Source organism: Mesorhizobium sp. WSM4808 (genome assembly GCF_055811675.1).
On record NZ_JBVVQX010000020.1, the window covers coordinates 89,278 to 106,490 of the forward strand.

The 17,213-nt window shown below is 62.2% G+C and carries 20 protein-coding genes and 1 pseudogene; 12 read left to right on the forward strand and 9 right to left on the reverse strand.

Translation table 11 applies throughout. The annotated features are described in order from the left end of the window. Nucleotide 1: 1 nt before the first annotated feature. The gene (locus AC0L2U_RS28755) at nucleotides 2-1,150 is read right to left on the reverse strand and encodes a pyridoxal phosphate-dependent aminotransferase (protein WP_473603024.1); all 1,149 of its coding nucleotides are present in this window, start codon (nucleotides 1,148-1,150) and stop codon (nucleotides 2-4) included. A 144-nt stretch (nucleotides 1,151-1,294) separates the two neighbouring features. Between AC0L2U_RS28755 and AC0L2U_RS28760 the strand changes: the two genes are divergently transcribed. From AC0L2U_RS28760 to aat, 6 genes are all read left to right on the forward strand, one after another. Then, on the forward strand, nucleotides 1,295-2,689 hold the full coding sequence (locus tag AC0L2U_RS28760) for a M48 family metalloprotease (RefSeq protein WP_473603025.1): 1,395 nt from the start codon (nucleotides 1,295-1,297) through the stop codon (nucleotides 2,687-2,689). A gap of 61 nt (nucleotides 2,690-2,750) precedes the next feature. Next, entirely contained in the window at nucleotides 2,751-3,554 is an 804-nt protein-coding gene (locus tag AC0L2U_RS28765; protein ID WP_127396903.1) for a DsbA family protein, read from the forward strand. Between the two features lie 148 nt (nucleotides 3,555-3,702). Next, complete coding sequence (gene aroQ / locus AC0L2U_RS28770) at nucleotides 3,703-4,137, forward strand: type II 3-dehydroquinate dehydratase (RefSeq protein ID WP_013531359.1); 435 nt, start codon at nucleotides 3,703-3,705, stop codon at nucleotides 4,135-4,137. Between the two features lie 26 nt (nucleotides 4,138-4,163). Continuing rightward, nucleotides 4,164-4,622: an acetyl-CoA carboxylase biotin carboxyl carrier protein gene (accB, locus tag AC0L2U_RS28775; RefSeq protein WP_023812132.1), complete on the forward strand. Its 459-nt coding sequence runs from the start codon at nucleotides 4,164-4,166 to the stop codon at nucleotides 4,620-4,622. Between the two features lie 10 nt (nucleotides 4,623-4,632). Continuing rightward, nucleotides 4,633-5,976 (forward strand): acetyl-CoA carboxylase biotin carboxylase subunit, encoded by a 1,344-nt coding sequence (gene accC / locus AC0L2U_RS28780; protein ID WP_013531357.1) that lies wholly within the window; start codon nucleotides 4,633-4,635, stop codon nucleotides 5,974-5,976. Nucleotides 5,977-5,988: 12 nt separating this feature from the next. Beyond that, complete coding sequence (gene aat, locus AC0L2U_RS28785; protein ID WP_127396902.1) at nucleotides 5,989-6,606, forward strand: leucyl/phenylalanyl-tRNA--protein transferase; 618 nt, start codon at nucleotides 5,989-5,991, stop codon at nucleotides 6,604-6,606. 9 nt (nucleotides 6,607-6,615) lie between these two features. Here aat and AC0L2U_RS28790 read toward each other — a convergent pair whose 3' ends face one another. From AC0L2U_RS28790 to AC0L2U_RS28800, 3 genes are all read right to left on the reverse strand, one after another. After that, complete coding sequence (locus tag AC0L2U_RS28790) at nucleotides 6,616-7,002, reverse strand: hypothetical protein (protein ID WP_127330800.1); 387 nt, start codon at nucleotides 7,000-7,002, stop codon at nucleotides 6,616-6,618. Nucleotides 7,003-7,077: 75 nt separating this feature from the next. After that, nucleotides 7,078-7,668 (reverse strand): DUF2155 domain-containing protein, encoded by a 591-nt coding sequence (locus AC0L2U_RS28795; RefSeq protein WP_127330802.1) that lies wholly within the window; start codon nucleotides 7,666-7,668, stop codon nucleotides 7,078-7,080. Between the two features lie 123 nt (nucleotides 7,669-7,791). Beyond that, nucleotides 7,792-8,190 carry an NADH:ubiquinone oxidoreductase subunit NDUFA12 gene (locus AC0L2U_RS28800; protein ID WP_013531353.1) on the reverse strand — a complete coding sequence of 133 codons (399 nt, stop codon included), beginning with the start codon at nucleotides 8,188-8,190 and terminating at the stop codon, nucleotides 7,792-7,794. A 228-nt stretch (nucleotides 8,191-8,418) separates the two neighbouring features. On the opposite strand from AC0L2U_RS28800, the gene panB reads away from it, so the two are divergent. Further along, entirely contained in the window at nucleotides 8,419-9,261 is an 843-nt protein-coding gene (gene panB / locus AC0L2U_RS28805; RefSeq protein WP_292634320.1) for a 3-methyl-2-oxobutanoate hydroxymethyltransferase, read from the forward strand. After that, nucleotides 9,258-10,109 carry a pantoate--beta-alanine ligase gene (panC, locus tag AC0L2U_RS28810; protein WP_292634322.1) on the forward strand — a complete coding sequence of 284 codons (852 nt, stop codon included), beginning with the start codon at nucleotides 9,258-9,260 and terminating at the stop codon, nucleotides 10,107-10,109. Before panB ends, panC begins: the two co-directional genes overlap by 4 nt. Nucleotides 10,110-10,148: 39 nt before the next feature. Here the strand turns inward: panC and AC0L2U_RS28815 are convergent, their stop codons facing one another. From AC0L2U_RS28815 to gatB, 3 genes are all read right to left on the reverse strand, one after another. Further along, nucleotides 10,149-10,493 carry a VanZ family protein gene (locus AC0L2U_RS28815; RefSeq protein WP_027039201.1) on the reverse strand — a complete coding sequence of 115 codons (345 nt, stop codon included), beginning with the start codon at nucleotides 10,491-10,493 and terminating at the stop codon, nucleotides 10,149-10,151. An 82-nt stretch (nucleotides 10,494-10,575) separates the two neighbouring features. After that, nucleotides 10,576-11,064 (reverse strand): GNAT family N-acetyltransferase, encoded by a 489-nt coding sequence (locus AC0L2U_RS28820; RefSeq protein WP_127397922.1) that lies wholly within the window; start codon nucleotides 11,062-11,064, stop codon nucleotides 10,576-10,578. Between the two features lie 4 nt (nucleotides 11,065-11,068). Continuing rightward, nucleotides 11,069-12,568: an Asp-tRNA(Asn)/Glu-tRNA(Gln) amidotransferase subunit GatB gene (gene gatB, locus AC0L2U_RS28825; protein WP_127397924.1), complete on the reverse strand. Its 1,500-nt coding sequence runs from the start codon at nucleotides 12,566-12,568 to the stop codon at nucleotides 11,069-11,071. 290 nt (nucleotides 12,569-12,858) lie between these two features. Between gatB and AC0L2U_RS28830 the strand changes: the two are divergent. Beyond that, a pseudogene (locus tag AC0L2U_RS28830) lies at nucleotides 12,859-13,115 on the forward strand (YjhX family toxin). Between the two features lie 48 nt (nucleotides 13,116-13,163). Here the strand turns inward: AC0L2U_RS28830 and AC0L2U_RS28835 are convergent. Together AC0L2U_RS28835 and AC0L2U_RS28840 are read right to left on the reverse strand one after the other, a co-directional pair. After that, nucleotides 13,164-13,595 carry a CBS domain-containing protein gene (locus AC0L2U_RS28835; protein ID WP_027039198.1) on the reverse strand — a complete coding sequence of 144 codons (432 nt, stop codon included), beginning with the start codon at nucleotides 13,593-13,595 and terminating at the stop codon, nucleotides 13,164-13,166. A gap of 87 nt (nucleotides 13,596-13,682) precedes the next feature. Continuing rightward, nucleotides 13,683-14,441 carry a rhomboid family intramembrane serine protease gene (locus tag AC0L2U_RS28840; RefSeq protein WP_473603027.1) on the reverse strand — a complete coding sequence of 253 codons (759 nt, stop codon included), beginning with the start codon at nucleotides 14,439-14,441 and terminating at the stop codon, nucleotides 13,683-13,685. Nucleotides 14,442-14,829: 388 nt separating this feature from the next. Here AC0L2U_RS28840 and AC0L2U_RS28845 point away from each other — a divergent pair, with 388 nt between their 5' ends. The 3 genes from AC0L2U_RS28845 to AC0L2U_RS28855 all read left to right on the forward strand — a co-directional run bounded on the left by AC0L2U_RS28845 (nucleotide 14,830) and on the right by AC0L2U_RS28855 (nucleotide 17,132). Continuing rightward, complete coding sequence (locus AC0L2U_RS28845; protein WP_023812148.1) at nucleotides 14,830-15,462, forward strand: PAS domain-containing protein; 633 nt, start codon at nucleotides 14,830-14,832, stop codon at nucleotides 15,460-15,462. Between the two features lie 177 nt (nucleotides 15,463-15,639). Beyond that, nucleotides 15,640-16,257: a PilZ domain-containing protein gene (locus tag AC0L2U_RS28850; protein ID WP_023812149.1), complete on the forward strand. Its 618-nt coding sequence runs from the start codon at nucleotides 15,640-15,642 to the stop codon at nucleotides 16,255-16,257. Nucleotides 16,258-16,523: 266 nt separating this feature from the next. Continuing rightward, complete coding sequence (locus tag AC0L2U_RS28855) at nucleotides 16,524-17,132, forward strand: transglutaminase-like cysteine peptidase (RefSeq protein WP_473603028.1); 609 nt, start codon at nucleotides 16,524-16,526, stop codon at nucleotides 17,130-17,132. The last annotated feature ends 81 nt before the right edge of the window (nucleotides 17,133-17,213 follow it).

Below are 17,213 nucleotides of genomic sequence, written 5' to 3' on the forward strand. Positions count from 1 at the left end.
GCTACCTCAACCAGCGTTCGAGGCGCGCCATCGCCTCGATCATGTCGTCGTGGCTGCCGGCGTAGGAGAAACGGATCGTGCGGTGCCCGGCCTGAGTGTCGAAGTCTTGGCCGGGTGTTGCCGCGACATGCGCCTCGGCCAGCATCTTTCGCGCGAAGGCCATGCTGTCATTGGTATGCCTGGTGACGTCACAGAAGGCATAAAAGGCGCCGTCCATCGGCGCCGCCAGCGGAAAGCCGAGCTCGGGCAGGCGTTTCATCAAAAGCTCGCGATTCCAGGCGTAGCGGCCTTTTACCGCCTCCAGTTCCTCGGTCGCCCTGAACGCCTCGATCGCGGCGATCTGCGATAGCTCCGGCGGCGAGATGTAGAGGCTCTGGGCGACGCGCTCGACCGGCCGCACCAGGTCCTGCGGCAGCACCATCCAGCCGATGCGCCAGCCGGTCATGCAGTAATATTTGGAGAAGGAGTTGATCACGGTCACGTCGCCTCCATAGGCAAGCGCCGTGGTGTCGGGGGCGGCATAGGCGAGCCGGTGATAGATTTCGTCGGAGATGACGGCGATGCCGAGGTCTTGTGCCGTCCTCACCAGGGCCGCCAGTTCATCGGCCGGTATGACCGCGCCGGTTGGATTGGCGGGACTGGCGAAGAGAACGCCTTTCAGCGGCTTTTCACGATGCGCGGTCTCGAGATGGCCGGCATGCAGGTAGGCGGCGTCGCCGAGCTCGATCTCGACCACCTCGATGCCGAGCGCGGCCATGATGTTGCGATAGGCGGGATAGCCGGGTGCCGCGATGGCGACGCGGTCACCCGGGTCGAACATCGCCAGGAAGGCGAGGTTGAAGGCGGCCGACGATCCAGTGGTCACCGCGATCCGGCCGGGCTCGATATCAAGCCCGTAGTGATCGGCGTAGTGTCCGGCGATCGCCTTGCGCAAACCTGCCAGTCCCAGCGCGTCGGTGTAGCCGATGCGTCCGTCCTGCAGCGCCTTGGCGGCTGCGGCGCGAACCAGAACCGGTGCGGGATCGGAGGGCTGGCCGACGGCCATCGAAACAACCGGCACGCCCTGGGACTTCAACCGGTTTGCCTCTGCCAGAATGTCCATCGCATGGAAGGGCTCGACATTGCCACGACGTGAGAGCGAAATGACCATTAACCAGTATTCCCGATGATTGACGGCGCCAGGCACTGGCGCATGTGCCGCACAAATGCCCGATTGATGTGAGGATCACAAGTTGAGGAAGTTTCCGGCGCCGACTTTTCATCTTTCGCCCGCTCGTCTACCAGTGGAACCATCATGTTGAGCCGACCCAGATCGACGATTGCCCAGGCAGCGCGCGTCTTCGCGACGCTTTCGCTTGGCGTTGCCGTTGCAATGGCGAGTTCGGTCAGCGCCTTTGCCCAGAACGTGCCGGTGGTGCGCGACGCCGAGATCGAGGCGCTGGTTCGCGATTACGCGCGGCCGATCTTCAGGGCGGCTGGCCTGGCGAATGACGGCATCGACATCGTTCTGGTCAATGACCAGAGTTTCAACGCCTTCGTCACCGGGCGCCGGCTGTTCATCAACACCGGCGCGCTGATGACGGCTGAAACGCCCAACGAGATCATCGGCGTCATCGCGCACGAAGCCGGTCATATCGCCGGCGGCCACCAGCAGAAGCTGCGCGACCAGCTCGAACGCGCCAAGACGATGGCCATCATCGCGACGCTGCTGGGTGCCGGTGCCATGGTCGCCGGCGCGACAACCAATAGCCGCGGCCTTGCCGGTGCGGGCGTGGGCGTAGCCGCCGGCGGCGGCGAGATGGCACAGCGCAGCATCCTCGCCTACCAGCGCACCGAGGAGATGACGGCCGACCGCTCGGCGATCACCTATCTCAACGCCACCGGCCAGTCCGGCATGGGCATGCTGAAGACGTTTCACCGCTTCCAGACTGCGCTGTCGCTCTCGGGCGCGCAAGTCGATCCCTACCGGATCAGCCATCCGATGCCGCGGGATCGTATCTCCAATCTCGAAGTGCTGGTGAAACAGAGCCCCAATGTCGACAGGCCGGACCCGCCCGCGCTGCAGCAGCGCCATGACATGGTGCGGGTGAAGATCGCCGTCTACATGGAAGGCCATGCGGCTGCGTCGCGGCTGATGCGAAAGATGCAAGGGACCCTCGCCGCGCTATATGGCGACGCCCAGTCGACCTACCTGTTCGGCAACATCGCCGCCGCGCTCGCCAAGACCAATGCACTGATCAAGGCGCAGCCCAAGAACGCTTACTTCCAGGAACTGCGCGGCGACATCCTGATGAAGGCAAACAAACCCAAGGAAGCCGCGGACTCCTACGCCAAGGCGGTCAGCCTCGATTCGGCGCGGTCCGGTCTGCTGCCGGTGTCCATGGGCCAGGCGCTGATGGCCGTCGGCACGCCCGACTCTCTGAAAAAAGCCGTCGTGCAGATCAACAACGGCCTCGGGCGCGACAAGGAAAATTCAGCCGGATATCGCTATCTGGCACAGGCCTACGGTGAGTTGGGTGACATACCGGGCGCTGAACTTGCCACCGCCGAAAGCCATTTCTATTCCGGCAACTACAAGGATGCGAAGATTTTCGCCATGCGGGCGCAGCAGCAGATGAAACGCGGCGAGCCGCGCTGGCTTCGCGCCCAGGATATCATAAACTACAAGCCGTCAACCAAGATCAAGTGAACCTTCCGGCCGCGCGCCACGACATAGCCAGACCGGAAAACAGGCAGAAGGAACAGGAACGATGAAAAAGGCACTGCTGCTGGGCACCACGGGGGTTGCGGTCGCACTGGCCATGCTGGCTTTCGGATTCGTTGCCGGAAACCCGCAGATCGCCAAGGCCGGCACCGCACAGCCGGTCGAGACCACGGCGGCCGATACCAAGATCGACCGCACCGAGGTCGAAGGCATCATCCGCGACTATTTGTTGAAAAACCCGGAAGTCCTCCTGGAGGTCCAGGATGCGCTTGAGGCCAAGCAGAAGGAAGAGCAGCGCATCGCTCATCTCGGCGTGATCAAGAATGCCAAGGACCAGATCTTCAACTCCGCCTTTGACGGCGTCGTCGGCAATCCGAACGGCAAGGTCACCATCGTCGAGTTCTACGACTATAATTGCGGCTTCTGCAAACGCGCCATCGACGACATGCAGGCGTTGACCAAGACCGATCCGGACCTGCGTTTCGTGCTCAAGGAATTCCCCATCCTCGGACCGGATTCGCAGAAGGCGAGCGTGGTCTCGATGGCGTTCCACCTGATGCACCCGGAAAAGTACGGCGAGTTCCACAATGCGTTGCTCGGCGGCCAGGGACGCGCCACCGAGGCGGCGGCCATCAAGGTCGCGCTGTCGCTCGGCGCCGACGAAGCGGCGCTGCGCGAGAAGATGAAGGACCCGACAATCAACGAGGCCCTCGCCAAGACCTACGATCTTGCCAACAAGCTGGCGATCACCGGAACGCCGTCCTATGTCGTCGGCAACGAGGTGGTGTTCGGAGCACTCGGGCAGGAAGTGCTGGCAGAAAAGATCGAGGCGGCGAAAGCCGCGCTCTGATCTTGCTCGCCAGCTATTTCTCACGGGCACATTTCCGCCTGTTGTGGACAGTGAAAGAACGCACTTGCGCTCTTTCCGCGGGCGGCTATGCCCATTATAGAGGGCCCAGCGCGCCGGCTTGATGACGGCGCCGGGAAAGGTCGGCTTTTTGAAAACGGTTTTCGTCCTGAACGGTCCCAATCTAAACGCGCTCGGCAAGCGCGAGCCGGGCATCTATGGCGGCAAGACGCTTGCCGCGATCGCCGACGACTGCAAGCAGGCAGGCACGGCGCTGGGGTTCGAGATCGATTTCCGCCAGTCGAACCATGAGGGCGACCTTGTCGACTGGATTCAGGAAGCTGGCGACAAGGCTGTCGGCATCGTCATCAATCCGGGCGCCTACAGCCACACCTCGATTGCCATCCACGACGCCATTCGCGCCGTCGCACCGTTGCCGGTGGCCGAAGTTCATCTTTCCAACATCCATGCGCGGGAACCATTCCGCCACGTCTCCATGGTCGCGCCGGTCGCCGTCGGCATGATCTGTGGCTTTGGGCCGCTCGGCTATACGCTGGCGCTACAGGCGCTGGCCGCACGCCTATGACCGGCCAACAAACAGAAGGCTCGAAAATGTCGATAAAGAAGACCGGTGTTGACCAGCAACTGATCCGCGATCTGGCGGGCATACTGAACGACACCAACCTCACCGAGATCGAGGTTGAACTGGGCGACCTGAAGGTGCGCGTCTCGCGGCAGGCGCCGGCTGTTCATGCAATCGCGGCGCCGCAGCAAGCCTATGCGCCGGCAGCAGCGCAAGCTGCCTCCGTAGCTCTGCCCGTTGTGGCAGATATTTCCAAGAACGCAGTCACCTCGCCGATGGTCGGCACCGCCTACCTGGCGCCGTCGCCGGACGCCAAGGCATTCATCGAAGTCGGCCAGAAGGTCAAGGAAGGCCAGACTTTGCTGATCATCGAAGCAATGAAGACGATGAACCAGATCCCCTCGCCACGCGCCGGCACGGTGACCGCGATCCTTTTCGAGGATTCGCAGCCGGTCGAATATGGCATGCCGCTCGTCGTGATCGAATAGAGCGGGCCTGATGTTTCAGAAGATCCTCATCGCCAATCGCGGCGAAATCGCCCTCCGGGTGCTGCGCGCCTGCAAGGAACTCGGCATCCAGACGGTGGTGGTGCATTCGACCGCCGATGCCGACGCCATGCATGTGCGGCTCGCGGACGAGAGCGTCTGCATCGGTCCGCCGCCATCGCGCGACAGCTATCTCAACATCCATCAGATCGTTGCGGCCTGCGAAATCACCGGCGCCGACGCCGTGCATCCGGGTTACGGCTTCCTGTCGGAGAACGCCAAGTTCGCCGACATACTGGCCGCGCACAACATCACCTTCATCGGTCCGTCCGGCGACCATATCCGCATCATGGGCGACAAGATCGAGGCCAAGCGAACCGCCAAGCGCCTCGGCATTCCGGTTGTGCCCGGTTCGGACGGCGCTGTCACCGATCAGAAGGAAGCCAGGCGCATTGCCGCCGAGATCGGCTATCCCGTGATCATCAAGGCATCGGCCGGCGGTGGCGGACGCGGCATGAAGGTCGCCCTCACCGAGGCTGACCTGGAGGTCGCCCTGCAGACGGCGAGCACGGAAGCCGGTGCGGCGTTCGGCGACGATGCCGTTTATATCGAAAAATACCTGGAAAAGCCGCGCCATATCGAAGTCCAGGTGTTTGGTGACGGCTTTGGCCGCGGCGTGCATTTCGGCGAGCGCGACTGTTCCTTGCAGCGCCGCCACCAGAAGGTCTGGGAAGAGGCGCCCTCGCCCGCCCTCAATGCCGAAGAGCGCGCCCGCATCGGCGGCATCTGCGCCAAGGCGATCGCCGACCTCGGCTATTCCGGCGCCGGCACGATCGAGTTCCTCTACGAGAATGGCGAGTTCTACTTCATCGAGATGAACACGCGCCTGCAGGTCGAGCATCCGGTGACGGAAGCGATCACCGGCATCGATCTCGTCCACGAGCAGATCCGCGTCGCCTCCGGTGGCGGCCTCTCGGTGAAGCAGGAGGACATCAAGTTCAACGGCCACGCCATCGAATGCCGCATCAACGCCGAGGACCCGCGCACCTTCACCCCCTCGCCCGGTACGATCACCCATTTCCACACACCGGGTGGTCTCGGCATCCGCGTCGATTCCGGCGTCTATTCCGGCTACAAGATCCCGCCCTATTACGACAGCCTGATCGGCAAGCTGATCGTGCATGGGCGTAATCGCGTCGAGTGCATGATGCGCTTGCGCCGCGCCCTGGACGAGTTCGTCGTCGACGGCATCAAGACGACGTTGCCGCTGTTTCGCGATCTCGTCGGCAATGCCGACATCGCCAATGGCGATTATGACATCCACTGGCTGGAAAAATACCTGGCCAAGGAAGAGTAGCGCGGAGACGCGATGACCCGCCCCTACGCGCCCGGCTATCGCATCCCCACCGACCTTCTGCTCAAGGCCTACGCCTCGGGCGTCTTCCCGATGGCCGAAAGTGCCGGCGACCCGGAGGTGTTCTGGGTGCGGCCGGAGACGCGCGGCATCATTCCGCTCGATGGTTTTCACGCGCCGAAAAGCCTCAGGAAAACGATCAAGAAGAACCCCTTCGACATCCGTTTCGATTTCGATTTCGAAGCGACCATCGACGGCTGCGCCGAAAAGCGCGTGGAACGGCGCTCGACCTGGATCAATGCGCCGATCCGCGAAGCCTATGTCGAGTTGCATCGGATAGGCCATTGTCATTCGGTCGAGGCGTGGCGCGAGGACCGACTGGTCGGTGGCCTCTATGGCGTGTCGCTCGGCCGGGTGTTTTTTGGCGAGAGCATGTTCGCCAGGGAGACGGACGCTTCCAAGACCTGCCTTTTCTATCTCGTCGAGCGCTTGAAGGCACGCGGCTTCGCGCTGCTCGATACGCAGTTCACCACCGAGCACCTCAAGCGCTTCGGCGCCGTCGACGTGCCGCGCGGCAAATATGAAAAGTTGCTGGCCGACGCGCTGAAGGGCGAGGCCGTATTCTATCCCTGAAGATTGAGCCTACTTCCCAGTGGCGGCTTCCAATGGCGTCTGCGAATGGAACATCATCTTCCAGCCATTGACGCGATGGACATAGCCGGTGCTGACCAGCGCGGCGTAAGGTTCGCCGTTCTCGCGTGTCGCATGTGCCTCGTAGGTCAGCATGATGATGTCGCTGCCCGGCTCGATAATACCCTTGAGGTCGATTTTCAGGTCGCGCCAGCGGTTGGGCTTGGTTGCGGTCTTGGCGAGATCCGCATTGTCCATCGCCTGTGCCATCTGCGGAAACGCCACCAGGCATTCGGTGTCGACATTGGCCGCATAGTAGGCCGCGTCGCCCGTCCAGAATCCCTTTTCAAGTTCCAGCAACTCTGCCTTGCCGGCCGTGATCCGCTTGCTGTCTGACATCGGAAAATCCTCCCTGCGCATAAATGCGCGCTCATCCGTGCCCCAACGTATGGTGGCAGGGACGGTTCCGGAGGATCAGTTGGTGTCGGTCGTATCGGGGTCCGAAGCGTCCGGCTCCGTCACGCCAGGCTCTGTCACGTCCGGAGCAATCGCGGCTTTCGGTTTGGCCGCGGCGGGCTTGGGCGCCTCGGCTTTGGTCGAGTCTGCCTTGGCGCCATCGGGCGCCGGCACATCCGACTTCTGCTTGCAAGCCTTCAGCCAGACGTCATAGACGGCATGCTCGACGGCATTGAGGCCGGGGCTTTCGGCAAACATCCAGCCGGTGAAGATGCGGCGGATCTTGCGGTCCAGCGTGATCTCGTCGACCTCGACGAAGGAATCTGTCTTCGGCTCTTCGGTCTGTGGCCGCGAATAGCAGACGCGCGGCGTCACCTGCAAAGCACCGAACTGCACCGTCTCGTCGATATAGACATCGAAGGTGATGATGCGGCCGGTGATCTTGTCGATCCCGGCAAACTCGGCAACGGCATTGGTGACCCGGTCCGCTCCCGCGGGCGGCGCCGGCGCGGGTGCCGCGGGCTCAGGCGAAGCGGCGAAGGCCACGGTGCTGACGGCAAGACCGGCGGCTAACGCCAGACTAGCCGATATTGAGTAAGAAAAGCTCATGCAAAGATACCGGTGGTTCGCGCCCGGGTGATTCTGTCGATCGCCAAGGCTAGTCGCCGTTTTCTGATCAGCAAGCAGCTAAACACCAATTGTGGCGATAAAGGACCGGCTTGCACCCTGTCGCTACGACCCGGGTGTCCAGGCATCGTAGTCGCCGGTGACCTGCGGGCGGTGCTGATTGGTCAGCACCGAGCCCTTCGGGCGATAGGCCGCCGGGCTGCCGGTCAGATTGGGCTGATGCGGCTTTTGCCAGTCGCGCGGCTTGTAGTCCTCGCTGGACGGCGCGACGTCGACACGGTGGTGCATCCAGCCGTGCCAGCCGGGCGGTATCGCCGAAGCTTCCGAATAATTGCGGTAGATGACCCAGCGGCGCGTGCGGCCTTCCGAATCGATGCCGCCTTCGTAATAGAAATTGCCGGTCTCGTCCTGGCCGACCTTCTTGCCGTACCGCCAGGTATGCAGGCGGGTTCCTATCGTCTGGCTGTTCCACCAGGTGAAAAACTGCGTAAGGAAAGTCTTCATTTCAAAACCCTCGCGCCGGCAGCGCCCGTTTTCCTGCTTATGGCGTCAGGCCTTGCCGAAGGCAAGGCTTTTGCCACGGCGTGCGCGCAAATGGCTTGCCTAAAGCCCGACACAAGCCTGTGATCCTGCCGGTCGCTGCATGCACGCTTGCCAAGCCTTTGCGGTATTTCTAAAGCTCTGCGCGCCCATGCCTGCATCCAGCCCGGCTTGAGGCCAAGGAGGTGACGATTGGCCACGGAATTGCCGACCACCGACATTCGCATCAGCGCCGAGGCGATTCGCCACCGCAAGGGCGGCACGCCGATCGTTTGCCTGACCGCCTATACCTATCCCATCGCCCGTCTGCTCGATCACCATGTTGACCTGCTTCTGGTCGGCGACAGTGTCGCCATGGTCCTGCATGGCCACAAGACGACTCTGGGCGCCTCGCTGGAGATGATGATCGCACATGGGCAGGCCGTGATGCGCGGCTCGGCCAGGGCTTGCGTCGTCGTCGACCTGCCGGCCGGCACCTATGAGGCAACGGCAGCGCAAGCCGTCGCCTCGGCGCGGCGGGTCGTCGACGAAACCGGCTGCCAGGCGGTGAAGCTCGAAGGCGGCGTCGACATGATCAGCCAGATCGAGGCCATCGTCGCCGCCGGCATTCCGGTGATGGGACATATCGGCCTGCAGCCGCAATCGGTCGAGAAGGACGTCGGCTACAAGATCAAGGGCCGCACCGAGGAGGCTGTTGCGGCATTGCTTCGCGATGCGCTCGCCGTCGAGAATGCCGGCGCTTTCTCGGTGGTCATCGAAGGCACGGTCGAGAGGGTCGCCGCCGATATCAGCCGCCGTCTCGCCATTCCGACCATCGGCATCGGTGCCAGCGGTGAATGCGACGGCCAGATCCTGGTCATCGACGACATGGTCGGGCTGACCGTCGATCGCGTGCCGAAATTCGTCAAGGAATACGCCGACCTGCGCAGCGTGATCTCGCATGCAGCGGAATCCTATGCAGCCGAGGTGCGGGGCCGGACATTCCCCGGCCCCGGCCATGTCTTTTCGGCGACAAACAGCAGGGACGACACATGAGCCAACCCGTCGTCGTCGACAGCGTAGCCGCACTGCGCGCGCAAATCCGGGACTGGCGGCGCGACGGCCTTCGTGTCGCCATGGTGCCGACCATGGGTGCTTTGCATGACGGACACATCTCGCTGGTCAGGATCGCGCTCCAAAAAGCCGAGCGCTGCGTCGTGTCGATCTTCGTCAATCCGACGCAGTTCGCGCCGAGCGAAGACCTCGACAAGTACCCGCGCCAACTCGCCCGCGACCTCGACCAACTGGGCGCGGCAAACGCCGACCTTGCCTTCACACCGACGGTTGGCGAGATGTATCCCGCCGGCTTCGCCACGAAAATCTCGGTCGGCGGCCCCTCAGCCGGGCTCGAATCGGACTTTCGGCCGACCTTTTTCGACGGCGTCGCCACCGTGGTGGCAAAGCTCCTCCTGCAGGCAACGCCCGACTGTGCGGTCTTCGGCGAGAAGGACTACCAGCAGCTTTGCGTGGTGAGGCAGCTCTGCCGCGACCTGGACCTGCCTGTCGAGATCATCGGCGCACCGACGATCCGCGACGCGCATGGTCTCGCCATGTCGTCACGCAACGCCTATCTCGATGAGGCCGAACTGAAGATCGCCCGCCAACTCAACGTCACATTGCGCAATACGGCTGCGGCGCTGGCGGCAGGCGCCGGGCAGAGCGACGCAACCGAAGAGGCCAGCCGCGCCCTCATCGCCGCCGGCTTTCAGAAGGTCGACTATGTCGAGGTACGCCAAAGCCTGACGCTTGCGCCATGGCGCCGAAACCGCGAAGGGCGTCTTCTCGCGGCAGCATGGCTCGGCAAGACCAGGCTGATCGACAATGTGGGGGTTCCCGCTGCCTAGCGCGAAGGCTCGATCCTCCGCGGCGGATTGCTGCCGCGCCTAGCTCTCGCTCTTTTGTCGGCCGGCCCTGACGATCAGGTGTCCCGCGACGATCCCAACCACCCCGGCAAGGGCTTTCACCAATGCATCGATGAGGCGTGCATGGCGACCGGGATCAATGAGCTGAAGCAGTTCCAGCATGCCGGCGGTCACAGCCACGAAGATGACGACCTGATACAGTCGGTTGGGGAAGCCGATCGCCAGGGCGAAGCCCAGCAGGACATAAGCCAAGGCACGCTCGACATTCGCTTCAGCGAGGTGCGGCCGCATCTGGATCGGCGACAAGGTCGCGAAAATGATGATGGCGAGCAGCGCCAGCGCTGTAATGCGGGACAGTTTGGTCATGCCCTTGCATATCCGTCGTGAGCCGGCACAGCAAACGCCGCGATGACGCATGGCCGGATCGCTCTATTCATCCGGTGTCAATCTATCCGAGCGACTTCTCGAAACTCAGCGTCGTCGGCCTTGAGGTATCACGGGACTCCTCCGCGGCACTGACAGGCAAGAACCCTTTCGACCGATAGAAGGCGATGGCGCCGCCATTGGCCTCCTCGACCTCGACGCGCAGCGTTCGCGCTTCCGGGAAACTGGCCTCGACCTCGTCGAGCAGTGCTTGCCCGATCCCGCGCCTTTGGCAGTCCGGATGGACGTAGAGCTGGTTCAGCAGGATGATTTTCGCATCGGCGGTGGCGGCGGCGAAAGCCATGCCACCGATCCGCTTGCCGTCATCGGCCACCAGGAATTCCGAATTCGGCCGCGTCAGCCGCGAGCGGAGCGAAGCGATCGAGTGCCATTCGTCGGTGATCTCGGTGACTTTGGCAGCGCCATAAATGGCGTCATAGGTCGCATGCCACGTTTCCACCAGCAGCGTCCGCACAGCGGCAAGGTCGCGTTCACCTGCGGTGCGGACGAACACGGCGCTACTCGATGCCCAGCTTGGCCTTGACGAGGTCGTTGACGGCTTGCGGGTTGGCCTTGCCGCCGGTCGCCTTCATCACCTGGCCGACGAACCAGCCGGCCATGCTCGGCTTGGCGCGCGCCTGTTCGACCTTGTCAGGGTTGGCGGCAATAACGTCCTCGACGGCCTTCTCGATGGCGCCGGTGTCGGTGACCTGCTTCATGCCACGGCTCTCGACCAGTTGGCGAGGGTCGCCGCCCTCATTCCAGACGATCTCGAACAGGTCCTTGGCGATCTTGCCGGAGATGGTGCCATCCTTGATCAGATCGATGACCGCACCGAGCTGCTCGGGCGAAACCGGAGCGTTTTCAATGTCTTTTCCGGCCTTGTTCAATTGCCCGAGCAGATCGTTGATGACCCAGTTGGCGGCGAGCTTGCCGTCGCGGCCGGCGGCCACCTTCTCGAAATAATCGGCGATCGGCTTTTCCGACACCAGGATCGAGGCGTCATAGACGGACAGGCCGAGCGACGCGATCAGCCGCGCCTTCTTGTCGTCCGGCAGTTCCGGCAATTCCTTGGCCAGCGCATCGACATAGGCCTGGTCGAATTCCAGCGGCAAAAGGTCGGGATCGGGGAAGTAGCGGTAATCATGCGCCTCTTCCTTGGAGCGCATCGAGCGCGTCTCGCCCTTGACGGCGTCGAACAGCCGCGTCTCCTGATCGATCTTGCCGCCGTCCTCGAGAATGGCGATCTGCCGGCGCGCCTCATAGTCGATGGCCTGGCCGATGAAGCGGATCGAGTTGACGTTCTTGATCTCGCAGCGCGTGCCGAACTCGCCGCCCGGCCTGCGCACCGAAACGTTGACGTCGGCGCGCATCGAACCTTCGTCCATGTTGCCGTCGCAGGTGCCGAGATAGCGCACGATGGTGCGCAGCTTGGTGACATAAGCCTTGGCCTCGTCGGCCGAGCGCATGTCCGGCTTGGAGACGATCTCCATCAGCGCCACGCCGGAGCGGTTGAGATCGACATAGGACATGGTCGCATGCTGGTCGTGCATCGACTTGCCGGCATCCTGCTCCAGATGCAGCCGCTCGATGCCGACCTCGATGTCCTCGAATTCGCCCTGGCGGTCCGGGCCGACCGAAACGATCACCGTGCCTTCGCCGACGATCGGCTGCTTGAACTGCGAGATCTGGTAGCCCTGCGGCAGGTCGGGATAAAAGTAGTTCTTCCGATCGAAGACCGACTTGTGGTTGATCTGCGCCTTCAGCCCCAGGCCGGTGCGGATCGCCTGCTTGACGCATTCCTCGTTGATGACCGGCAGCATGCCCGGCATCGCCGCATCGACCAGGCTGACATTGGCGTTGGGCGGCGCGCCGAAGGCCGTCGAGGCGCCCGAAAACAGCTTTGCTTCCGACGTGACCTGCGCATGGACCTCGAGGCCGATGATGATCTCCCAGTCGCCGGTGGCGCCGGGGATCAGGCGTTTTGCGTCAGGAGTACGGGTGTCGATAAGGGACATGGCGGCCTGCGAATTGAGGTGAGTGATTTCACGTTTGAACGTGAATTTCACGTCGAACGTGAAATCATTCGCTAGTGCAAACCGCCAAAAGAGACAAGCGCAAAGCCACGGACTGGCCTTTTCAGCCGCTTTCGCCTATAGGACGCTCATTCCAATGGAGAGTGGATGTCCACTTACGCTCAGTCCCGGTAAGGCCCTGACCTCTTGGCGAGGCAGGGCAGAAAACCTGAAACCCCGTGCCGCGAAGCTTCGCGGCGGCGGCATTTTTTGTTTTCCCGGAAAACTCTCACATGGATATTTCGCGCACTGAACAGCGCATCCTGCACCTGCTCGCGCAGGGCGGACGCATTGAAATCGAAAAGAACGACAAGAAGCGGATCGCCTCCGTCAAATGCCTGACCGCGACGGCTGGCACTATCCGGACGTCGATCTCGACCTGTTTCGAAAGCTGAAGCGGAAGAAGGCGGTTTCTTCGTCGGGAGGCGGCCCCTACCGCATCACCCGGCGCGGGCTCGCACTCGTCCGCTCCGAACTCGACAACAGGTAGCCCGCGGTTCCGCCGGTCGGTTCTCCGGCCGGCGGTTCGCCTCACCGTTCAGGCAGTGGCGATATAGGCCCTGATCTGGTCGGCCTCGCGCTCGACATCCTCGATGCGGCGCTTGACCACGTCGCCGATGGACACGATGCCATCGAGCATGCCGTCCTTTTCCACCGGCAGATGGCGGAAACGGCCGCGGGTCATAATCTCCATCACCTCGTTGACGGTGTGATTTTCGTTGCAGATCTTCACCTTCGGCGTCATCGCCGAACGCACCGCGATATCGAGCGCGGCTCCACCTTCCCGGGCGACAACCCGGACGATGTCGCGCTCTGACAGGATGCCGACGATCTTGCGATCGCCATTGGTGATGACCAGCGCACCGATCTTGTGCTCTGCCAGGATGCGGATGGCTTCGCTCAGCTTTTCGTTCGGCCCGAGCGTCAACACGTCATGGCCTTTTCTCTCGAGAATTGCCTTCACCGTCATGGCGTCCTCCTCTGCTTTGCCTGCCGGTTCCTGCCCTGACCGGCCTTCACGTAAGAGTGAACATCGTGCGCCGTGATCGGTTGCATTTCAAGTGCGGTGGTCAGTCGTTTCCCACTCGGGCGCCTGCCATCGCCTGTCGAACCAGCGCAGGCCGAAGAAGCCCGCGACAAAGCCGCCAATATGAGCCTCCCAGGCGATCTGACCATCTACCCCTGGGGCAAACCCGAGCAGGCCGGTGGCGAGATTGATGACCATCCACATGGCGAGGAAGATCACGACACCGCGCAGGCGCAATACGAATGCGATCGGCAGCACAGGGCCGGCGAAGGCGGCCTTGCCGGCCGAACGGTCGGTGCGGAAGCCGAAACGCGCCGCAGCCCCCATCATGCCCGATATTGCACCGGAAGCCCCGACCAGCGGCGCCTCACCATAAGAATGCATCGCCCAGAAAAGCGCGACCGAAGCCAACCCGGTTGCGGCAAAAAACAGCGCGAACCACAGCGTTCCCAGACGGTTTGCCAATGGTGAACCAAACGCGGCGAGCCACACCATGTTGATGGCGATGTGGGCAAAGCCGCCATGCATGAAGGCATAGGTGAAGGGCCGCGAAAACAGGAACCAGTCGAAGCCGTATTGCCCGGTGTAGAGAACGGGGATGAAGGCCCCGTCATACAGCAATGTCATCTGCTGGGATTCGCTCAACACATATTGCTGCAACAGGTAGACGACGACGCAGATGCCGATCACCGCCAGCACGACGGGCGGCAGGTTGAACACCGGCTCGCGCCGCGGTTCGGGTGCGCCCTCGACCGGGTCGACTTCCGAGGGAGATGCCGGTTCACTCATTTGAAATTGCACTCTGCGGGATTCGGGGTTCGAGCATCTAGATCACCACGGACCGAACCGCAAACCGCGAATCGCCGCGGCGCGAATCAAAAAAGAAGCCGTTCAAGGTTTCCCTTGAACGGCTGGTCGAGCCCCCTGCTCCCCTAAAACTCTTGACTGAAGTGCTGCCGATCGTCGCGAAACGACCGCTTCTGGAGTGGTTTTTGTGTGCCACGGGGCTCGCTTCGATGCAACGTAAACCACCTGTTAACCTTAACGGCCCCGACCCGTGAACAAGTGTTAACGACGCTGGCACGCTTCCTGCTCCGCAACGCATGTAGGTCATCGGAGGGCGCCCTTCTGTTCACCGATGGGACATCAGACGACAGAATGCGCGGAGCAGCATAGCATGAACCAGAATGGATCGATCACGCTGTTCCAATATTGGAATCGCCTGCGTGACGGACGTCCTGCCCCGAAGCGTTCGGAGGTCGAGCCGGCCGACATCAAGTCGCTGCTGGCCGACACCTTTATCCTGGAACGGGACACGCGCGGGCAAGCCGTATTCCGGCTGGCCGGCACCAGGCTTTGCGCCTGCTACGGCCGCGAACTCAAGGGGTTTTCCTTTCCATCGCTGTGGCGCGAGAAGGATCAGCGGCTCGTCTCGCGGCTGATCCATGGCGTCTTCGAGCAGAAGTCGGTCGTGCTCATCAGCTATGAGGGTTTCAGCCGCAACGGGCGTTCCAACAAGTTCGAACTGCTTGCCCTGCCGCTGGACGGCGGCGTCGAAAATCCGCGCTGCCTGGGCGTCATCAGTGCCGTGGAGAAACCCTTCTGGCTGGGTGCCGATCCGATCACCGATGCGTTGATCGATTCGATACGCGTCATCGATCCGGAGAAGGAGCTTCTCAACAATCGCCCGGCGATCGATGTTCCCTCGCTCGTTCCCGATGAACTTGGAGCACCCGAGACGATCTCGGCACTCGGCCGGGCGCGCCGCATCCGCCATCTCGTCGTGTTCGATGGCGGGCGCGAGGAATAGTCCCTTTGCGGCCTGATGCACGTCGCTCAAAACTGCGCGGCTGTTTTGGCACCGCGACCTGCAAAAAGGAAACCCCTGGAGCGCCCGCTTTTTCCCTTTGTTAACCCGCTTTGTTGTACTTCTCTGATGAAGTTCCTCGCATCGGCGCGCGGGATGCCAAACGGGGTGTAGGCAGTCATGAGGTCAGCGGCGGTCGACTATGCGCCGTCCCAAGCTGAAAGGCGTAACTTTCAGCGCGTCCGGGTTAAAATCTACGGACGCTTCATGCTGGAAGACCGCACCGAACACCCCTGCCAGGTCGTCGACATGTCACCGGGCAATGTCGCGTTTCGCACCGACCGCATCGGCATGCCCGGCGAAAAAATCATTGCCTACATCGATCATATCGGCCGCATCGAAGGTGTCGTCACCCGCACCTTACAGGACGGTTTCGCGATGACCGTCATCGCGTCGGATCGCAAGAAGGACAAGCTGGCCGCGCAATTGACCTGGCTCGCCAACAAGCATGAACTCGACCTGCCGGAAGATCGCCGCCACGAGCGCGTCGCGCCGCGCAATCCGACCAGCGTGCTGCAGCTCACCGACGGCCGCCAGTACCAATGCCGTATCATCGACCTTTCGCTCTCCGGCGCCGCGGTCGAGATCGACGTCAAGCCGGCGATTGGCATCCAGGTTATGCTTGGCACCATGCGCGGGCAGGTCGTGCGTCATTTCGAGGACGGCGTCGCCATCGAATTCGCTGTGATCCAGCGCCCCGAAACGCTCGATTCCGAATTCAACACGCCACGCACCTGAGCAGACAGCGACACTCCAGGAAACCGGCCCTTGTGGCCGGTTTTTTGTTTTCGACGCCATGAGCTGCATGCTTAGGCCACTCTTGGCGGGGCTTGGCAGCCCTCCGCGCGTCGAGATTGGCGCCTCAAAATCCAAACGAATTAATACTGAAATGATTCAAATTTTACGTTTATTCTACTGGAGTTTTACTCAATATCTACTTCGAGCTTTTGCGTCAAATAAATCCGCATGTGGCAATGTCTCCTTCGAACGGGGAGACTACAACAATGAAGAAAACGAGGGGCAAGCTGTTGCTGGTGGCAATGGCGATGCAGCTTTCCGCTTGGGGATCAGCATATGCCGCGGGACCGGCCTATATGCACACCGGCGGACGCACCACCCAGCCTGTTGGCCATTATGAGTTCTGCCAGCGCAGTCCTGGCGAATGCAGCGAACGGACCCCGAAGGGTGCGCCGGTCGAACTGACCCGCAAACTGTGGGCGACGATCGTCAAGATCAACAATTCGGTCAACACCCGCATCAAGCCACGCACCGACATGGAAAACTACGGTGTCGAGGAATATTGGGCCTATCCGGCCAATGGCTATGGCGATTGCGAGGACTACGCGCTGGAAAAGCGCCGCGAGTTGATGGATGCCGGCGTCCCCGCCGGCAATCTGCTGATGACGGTGGCGCGCCAGCCGAATGGCGACGGCCACGCGGTGCTGACCGTGCGCACGAGCCTTGGAGAATTCATCCTCGACAATCTGGAAACCAAAGTCCTGTCCTGGACGGACACCGACTACACCTATCTCAAGCGCCAGTCGGACCAGAATTCCGGCGTTTGGGTGACGATCAATGACGGCCGCTCCGACGCGGTCGCCAGCGTCCGCTAGAACAGAGCTCAAGCGCGCCGCGTAAATGCGAGGCGCTTCAGGAGAAACCCGGTCGAGTCCCCCCCCACCCCCCCCCCCACC